6 protein-coding genes are annotated in these 7,467 nt (G+C 70.9%); 1 reads left to right on the top strand and 5 read right to left on the bottom strand.

The genetic code is table 11. The annotated features are described in order from the left end of the window. Position 1 precedes the first annotated feature (1 nt). The 5 genes from ACFUUZ_RS11180 to ACFUUZ_RS11200 all read right to left on the bottom strand — a co-directional run bounded on the left by ACFUUZ_RS11180 (position 2) and on the right by ACFUUZ_RS11200 (position 6,673). Positions 2-1,099 (bottom strand): dihydrodipicolinate reductase, encoded by a 1,098-nt coding sequence (locus ACFUUZ_RS11180; RefSeq protein WP_378694912.1) that lies wholly within the window; start codon positions 1,097-1,099, stop codon positions 2-4. A 24-nt stretch (positions 1,100-1,123) separates the two neighbouring features. After that, on the bottom strand, positions 1,124-2,371 hold the full coding sequence (locus ACFUUZ_RS11185) for an ABC transporter substrate-binding protein (RefSeq protein ID WP_378694914.1): 1,248 nt from the start codon (positions 2,369-2,371) through the stop codon (positions 1,124-1,126). A 41-nt stretch (positions 2,372-2,412) separates the two neighbouring features. Then, entirely contained in the window at positions 2,413-3,129 is a 717-nt protein-coding gene (locus tag ACFUUZ_RS11190) for an ABC transporter ATP-binding protein (RefSeq protein ID WP_378694916.1), read from the bottom strand. Next, positions 3,126-5,849, bottom strand: coding sequence for an ATP-binding cassette domain-containing protein (locus ACFUUZ_RS11195; protein WP_378694918.1), 2,724 nt, complete (start codon positions 5,847-5,849; stop codon positions 3,126-3,128). The genes ACFUUZ_RS11190 and ACFUUZ_RS11195 overlap by 4 nt, the downstream gene beginning before the upstream one ends. 374 nt (positions 5,850-6,223) lie before the next feature. Then, positions 6,224-6,673 (bottom strand): peroxiredoxin, encoded by a 450-nt coding sequence (locus ACFUUZ_RS11200; protein WP_378694920.1) that lies wholly within the window; start codon positions 6,671-6,673, stop codon positions 6,224-6,226. 129 nt (positions 6,674-6,802) lie between these two features. Here ACFUUZ_RS11200 and ACFUUZ_RS11205 point away from each other — a divergent pair, with 129 nt between their 5' ends. After that, the gene (locus ACFUUZ_RS11205) at positions 6,803-7,399 is read left to right on the top strand and encodes a TetR/AcrR family transcriptional regulator (protein ID WP_378694922.1); all 597 of its coding nucleotides are present in this window, start codon (positions 6,803-6,805) and stop codon (positions 7,397-7,399) included. Positions 7,400-7,467: the final 68 nt, after the last annotated feature.

Genomic DNA, 7,467 nt, shown 5'->3' on the forward strand with positions numbered 1-7,467 from the left:
GTCAGTCCGCCGGCTTCGGATGCACGACGCCGGGCAACCGGAGCAGCCCGAGGTCGAGGTGGCCGAGCGGCCCCGGCGCGGCCGCGCACACCGCGGGGATGGCGTTCACCGCGGCCATGGCGGTCCAGGTGTAGCCGAGGTAGACGGGGTTGCCGTCCGGCCCGGCGCCCGCGCGCAGCACCAGCTCGGTCGGCGGGTCGCCGTCGATCACCAGCAGGTAGTGGCTGTGGCCGTAGTTCCACGCGGGCTCGATGTCGTCGTCGCCCATCGTGTACTTGGCATGGAAGGTGATCAGCGGAGTCCCGCCCGACCACGCCGTCCACCGGTGGTGCTGACCGGCGACCGTTCCGGCGGGCACGACGCCGTGCACGCCGGGGATGTCGCTGGTCTCGGTCCCGGTGTAGTGGATGTCCGCGGTGGCGGTGGCGATCTCGATCTCGTCGACCGTGACCTCGTCGATGGTTCGGCCCAGTCCGTCGGCGATCACCGCCATGGACTGCGCGAAGTACGGAACCGATGCACCGAGCAGCGCGGGCTCCGCGCGGAACTGCTCGGGCGTCTTGCCCATGCCGGTCCACTCGATGTACTTCGACGGTTCCTGCCGGAAGTTCACCACCTCGTGCACGTGCACGTGGTCCACCCGGCTGGCGATCCGGGCCAGCGTCAGCGGCAGCAGGTCGCCGGCGTAGCCCGGGTGGATGCCGCCGCCGTAGAACGAGGTGCCGCCCTCCGCGCAGGCCTGTTCGATCCGCGCGAAATCATCCCTGGCGATCTCGGTCGGGTAATACGGCCCGGTCGAGGTGACGACGTTCTTGCCGCTGCGCAGCAACCGGCAGACGGCGTCGGTGTCCGGCCACAGCGGCGAGTAGAAGACGCAGTCGGCGTCGAGCGCGATGATCTGCTCCACGTCGTCGGTGGCGGCCAGCCCGATGGGGCCGATGCCGGCGATCTCACCGGCGTCCTTCCCCGCCTTCTCGGCGGCGAAGACCAGCACGCCGACCAGCTCGTACACCGGGCTCTGCGCGAAGTGCCTGAGCGCGGCCTTGCCGACGCTGCCGGTGGCCCACTGCACGACCCGGTACGGCTTCTCGATATCCATCCGTCACTACCTTTCGGAGATGGGTCAGCGGCCCGGCATGGAGAAGATGCCGCTGGTGTCGATCGCCGCGACATCGGTCGGGACGCCGTCCTCGTCCAGCGTGCCGAGCAGGGCCTCGTCCGAGCAGATATTGGCGACGACCGGAACGGGCTTGCTGCCGCACTGGAAGGTGCCGCCGTCGGAGAGCGTCAGCGGCGCGGGCTGCGGCATGGCGCCGAGCCGCGCGTTCACCGACTGCCTGCTGAGCTCGTCGGGCATGCCGTCGAGCGCGGAGCGCAGGGCGAGGACGGTCCGGAACACCGAGGCGGCCTTCCTCGGGTCCTCGGCGCCCGAGCCGTCGACGACCGCGTCGAACAGCTTCGTGTCCGGCTGGGCGGGGTCGAACACGGTATTGACGATGATCTTGACGCCCTCGTAGCCGCCGGGGATCTGCGCGGCGGTGTCGGCGTCGCCGACGCACTGGGTCACCGCCATGACCGGCTGCGGGGTGTTGAGCGTCCGCATGGCCTTGATCGCCGCGGTGCAGAACGAGACGTCGCCGAGCAGGTGGAACATCTCGGGCTGCTCGGCCAGCGCGGCCTGGATCTGCGGGGTCATGTCCGCGGTGCCGAGCGGCACCGGCACCACGTCGACCTGCGCGCCGGCATTGCCGAAGGCGAAGGGGCCGAGCTGCTTCAGCGGGTCGATGGCGGTCGGCGAGTCCACCGCCAGGATGGCGACCTTCTTGAAGTTCTGCTGCTCGGCGTAGGCGGCGGGCACGCCCGCGAGCGAGTTGAGCGCGTTGATCAGCACGTAGGTGTTCGGCAGCATCAGCGACTGCTGGCCACCCGCGGCGGTGAGGTAGGGCAGCGCCGACGGTGAGGTGATCGAGGCGACGGTGTCGGCGTTGTTGGCCTCGCCGCTGACCACCGCGACCGCGTCGGACTGGACGAACTTGTTGGCGCAGTTCCGCGCCAGGCTCACCTGGAGTTCGTCCTCGCAGGTGATCAGCTCGATCGGGCGGCCGTTGATGCCGCCGAGGTAGTCGTTGACGTAGGTGACGGTCGCCTGGGCCACCTCGAGTTCCTCGGTGTACACCGGCGCCTTCGGGCCGGTGGTGATCAGGCCGATCCGCACCGGGGCGCCGGTCGCCTTGTTCTCCTGGCCGAGCACCGACTTGTCGGCCGGGCCCGACGCGGCGCCGTCGTCGCTGGAACAGCTGGTGGCGAGCAGCGCGGCCGTGACGGCGAGACAGGGCAGCACCGCCCATCGGGTACGGGTGCGGAAGGACATGACGATCTCCTGGGGACGGTGGTCGGCTCGACCGGGGTGAATCAAGAGGCAGCTGTGGCGGTTTCGCCACCGAGGTAGGCGGCTTCGAGGCGCTCGGGCGCCCGCCGCAGCTCCGCGGCGGTGCCGCGCAGGGTCACGTCGCCGTGCACCAGCACGACGGCGTCGTCGGCGACCGCGAGGGCCAGCCGCACGTGTTGTTCGACCAGGACGACCGCGACGCCGGCATCGTCGGCGATGTGGCGGACGGCCGGGAGCAGCTCCTCCACGATGACCGGCGCCAGCCCCATGCTCATCTCGTCGATGAGCAGCACCTGGGGACCCTGGATCAGCGCGCGCCCGACCGCGAGCATCTGCTGCTCGCCGCCGGAGAGCGCACCCGCCGCGACCTTCCGGCGCGGCCGCAGCGCGGGCATCAGGTCGAAGATGTCGTCGAGCGCGCGGCCGGTGCGGCGCCGGGCGATGGCGAGGTTCTCGGTGACGGTCAGGCCGGTGAAGAGCGCCCGGTTGTCCGGGACCAGGACCACCCCGGCCCGGTTGGCGCGCGCGGGGCGGCCCTTCGGCAGCGGGGTGCCGCCGACGGCGATCTCCCCGCCCAGGGCCGGGAGCAGCCCCGCGGCGGTCAGCATGAGCGTGGTCTTCCCGGCGCCGTTGGGCCCGAGCAGCGCGGTGACCGTCCCGGAGCGGACCTTGAGGTCGAGGTCGCGGACGATGGCGAGCTTGCCGTATCCGGCGGTGATTCCGTGCAGCCGCAGGCTCATCCGACGACCTCCTCGGCGAACATGGTGCCGAGGTAGGCCTCGGCGACCGTGCGGTCGTTGCGGATCTGCTCGGGGGTGCCCGCGGCGAGCGTGCGGCCGAAGTTCAGCACCTGCACCTGGTCGCAGACGCCGAGCACCAGGCTCATGTCGTGCTCGATCAGCAGGATCGTCACCCCGCTGGCCCGGATCGCCCGCAGCCGCTCGCCCAGCCAGCGGCTCTCGGTGGTGTCGAGGCCGCCAGCGGGTTCGTCGAGCAGCAGCACCGCCGGTCTGCCCGCCAGCGCCCGCGCGATCGAGACCAGTTGCCGCTGGCCCTGGGACAACTCGCCCGCCGGGGTGTCGCAGACCTCGGTCAAGCCGAGCAGGGCGAAGATCCCGTCGAGTTCGGCGGCGCTGCCCACCTGTTCGGCCCGGCTCCGGCCGGAGAGGCCGACCAGCACGTTCTCCCGGACGCTGAGGTCCTCGTACAGCTCGATGGCCTGGAATGTGCGACCCAGCCCGGCGTGGATCCGGCGGTGCACGCTCATGCCGTCCAGCGGCACTCCGCCCAGCGTCACGGATCCCCCGGCGGGGACCGCGCCGCTGATCGCGTCGATCAGCGTCGTCTTGCCCGCGCCGTTGGGGCCGATCAGCCCCACGATCGCGGCCTCAGGCACCGCGAAGCTCACGTCGTCCACGGCGCACACGCCGCCGTAGTGCACCGTCACCCCGTCCAGCACGAGGAGCGGAGCGCCGGGCACCGCCTCGGTGCGCGCGGGAAGCGCCGGTGCGGCACCCGTCCGCGGCGTGGTTTTCCGCCCGGTGCGGGCGAGGGCCCGCTGCGCGGGGGCGACGATGCCCTCCGGATTGGTCAGCACGGTGACCAGCAACCCGATCCCGACGATCACCTGGTACCAGGAGCCTGCGGCCTCCCCGAGGTTGCCGAGCAGCAGGAACGCCACGCCCCCGGCGCCGAGCACGCCGCTGAGCAGCCCGCCCGCGATCGAGGTGGTCCCGGCGAGGTAGACGGTGGCGAACAGGCTGAGCCCGGCCAGCGCGGTGAAGGACTGGAAGGACACGTTGGTCTGCTGGTAGGCGAGCAGGCTGCCGCCGATCCCGGCGATGAACGCGCCGATCGCGAACGCGGCCAGCTTGGTGCGGACCACGTCGACACCGGAGGCCGCCGCCGAGCGCTCGTTGGCGCGCACCGCGAGCATCCGGGTGCCGAGCCTGCTGCGGCGCAGTACGGCGACCCCGGCCCCCACGGCGGCCAGCACCGCCAGGCACAGCAGGCCGAACTCGAGGCGCGGGAAGTTCTCGCCGCGCCCGATGCCGAGGCTGTGGCCGAAGATCACCGGGTCCGGGATGTCGATGCCGCTCGACGGCACGACGTCGAGATTGCGGAACCACACCGCCTCCATCGCGTAGGCGAGGGCCAGGGTGACGACCGCGACCGTCAGGCCGCGGATGCGAAGCGCGGGCAGCCCGACGACGACGCCGAGCACGGTCGCGAGCGCCGCGGCCAGCAGCGGCGCGAACGGGAACGGGACACCCCAGTCCGCGGCGATCGGGCCGAGGATGTGCGCCGCCGCACCCGCCAGCGCGAGCTGCGCGAGCGAGACCTGCCCCGCGTACCCGGTCACCACGACCTGGGAGAGGCCGATGACGGCCAGGATGAGCGTCGTGATGATGGCGACCCGCAGGTCGCCGCCGGAGAGAATCAGCGCCGCCCCCGCGACGAGCACGCCCATTCCGGTGCTGAGCAGGATCTTTCGCGGATAGGGCGCGGTACCGAGCTCGGTCACGATGACCGCGCCGCGCGAGGGCAGCGGCCTGGCCCTGATCACCAGCACGACCAGGATGACGACCAGCGGCACCAGTTCGACCAGCCCGCTCGAGGGCAGCCACTCGTAGGTGCGCGACAGGTAGGTGGCGTCGGACTGCAGCATGCCGATCACCAGGCCCGCCGCGACCGCGGCGACGACCGAGGAGAACCGGCCGATGATCGCCGCCGCCAGCGCGGGCACGATGAACAGGGAGTACCCGATCGGGCTGAGCGGGACGATGGGCGCGATGAGAATGCCTGCCGCGCCCGCGACCGCGGACCCGATCATCCAGTTGCCCGCGGCGATCCGGTCCGGGGAGAGCCCGCTGACGTAGGCGCCCTCCTCGCTCTCGGCGGTGGCGCGGGTCGCCAGCCCGAAACGGGTGAACCGGTAGAGCGCGGCCAGGGCGAGCGCGAGCACCACGATGCTGATCCCGAAATAGATCCGATCCTGGGGGATCCGCAGACCGCCGACGGTCCAGATATCCACCGGGAAGATCGCCTTGACTCCGATGGAGTTCGTTCCCACCTGCTTGGCGGCAACGGCCACGAGCAGAATCATCAGGGCCAGCGACGCGACGGCGCGGGCGATCGGAGGCGCTTTACGCAGGGGGCGAAAGACGACGACGTAGACGAGCAGGCCGAACAGCGCCGACAGAATCACCGCCACCGCGGCCGAGACCACGAAGCCCGGATCGCCGCCGATATCGACGGTTTTCGGCAGACCCGGCACGAGAATCACGAACTCGCCTCGACGCAGGAACGCGTAGATGTAGGCGCAATTCAATGCGATCGCTCCGGTGGCGAAATTGAGCACGCCCGAACTTCGATAGATCAGGACCAAGGCAATGGCGAGAGCACCGAAGACGGCGCCGCTTCCGATCCCGAGCAGCAGAAACTGGAGATGATCACTCATGTGCGTCGTACCGCCGCTGCTGCCGACGGCACCGCGACCGCACCGGGTCCGAGGTGATTGAACGCATCGCGTACCTAACTGTCAAACGGTCCACCGGAACTCCTGCCGGAGCAGGATCCGTCCCGCGCGGTAGTGCCACACCCGTCCGACGCTGTGGTCGGGATCACTGCTCACCGTGTGGTGCGGGTAACACTACGGTAGCCGGTACCGTAAGCACAATAGTCAGTATTTCGGCACGTCAGCCCGGCCGGAAGCGACCAATTCCGCGCCGGAGGCAACGACCTCGCACCACACCTCGGGAATCCCGCACGCACGCGAAAGGGCGGGCGGTCACAACCGACTGTGACCCACCCGCCCCGGCACGCGGCGCCGGATCAGCCGCGCAGCGCCTCGAGCGCCTGATCGGCGTGGATATTCATGTTCAGCTCGCTGTGTACCGCGGCGAGCACGCGCCGATCCGGCCCGATGACGAAGGTCGCCCGCTTGGCGGGCAGCCCCGGCACCCGCCGCTTCAGCCCGTACGACTTGGCGACTTCACCGCCGACATCCGCCAGCAGCGGGTATCCCAGCCGATGCGCCTCGTCGAACCGCTTCTGGGTGGCGACATCGTCATTGCTGATCCCCAGCACCGTCGCCCCGCGCTCGGCGAACTCGGCGACGATGTCGCGGAAGTGGCACGCCTCGCGGGTGCAGCCGGGGCTCAACGCGGCCGGATAGAAGAAGAGGGTGGCGGACCCGGTGCCCAGCACGGCGCTGAGCCGGACCGGCTCCCCCTTCTGGTCCAGCAGCTCGAAATCCGGCGCCTGATCGCCTACCTGCAGCATTGCCTACTCCTCGACGGGTCGGGCGCGAGCGGATGCCCTACCCTGGTCTTTTCGCGAACACGCAGGTCGCCCCACCCGGCGGCCGAATTAATGCACCGCAATGGTGCATCAAATAGGTGAGGTTTGGCAATGGGTCCAGCGGCACGGGGCCGCCCCCGCGACCCGTCGATCGACGGGCGCGTCATCGAGGCCGCCGTGGCGGAGCTGGCCGAGCGCGGCATCGCCGGGTTCGCCACCAACAGCGTCGCCGCCCGCGCGGGCGTCGACAAACGCGGCATCTACGCCCGCTGGCCCGACCGCGAACAGCTGATCACCGACGCGCTCGGCAGCCTCGCCGCCGGCCTCACCCCGCCCGCCACCGGGGCGCTGCGCACCGACCTGCTGGCCATCATCCCGGCCGTGACCGCCGTCTTCACCAGCCCCCGGATCGAGATCCTGCAGCGCTGCGTCCAGGAGGCGCAGCAGTATCCGGCGATCTATACCGCGTTCAAGCGCGACTCCATCGACCGCTGCATGGCGGTGGTCGAGGACATCTTCCGCTCCGCCGCACAGCGGGGTGGGCTCGCGGGCGACCCCGTGCTCGCCGGCGAGGCGTTCATGGGGATCCTCCTGACCCGCGCCGGATTCCTGGGCTCGGCGGCGCTGACCGACCCCGCGAAGCAGGGCGAGATCGTCGAGTTCATCGTCGGAGCAGTCGGATTCGGCGAGTCCACGTCCCGGGAATGATCGAGCGCTCGAACGCCACCCCCTCCGTCGGCGCCGGAACGGCGAGGCCCCGGCCGTCTCGACCGTGG

Source organism: Nocardia sp. NPDC057353 (assembly GCF_042667085.1).
Classification (GTDB): Bacteria; Actinomycetota; Actinomycetes; order Mycobacteriales; family Mycobacteriaceae; genus Nocardia.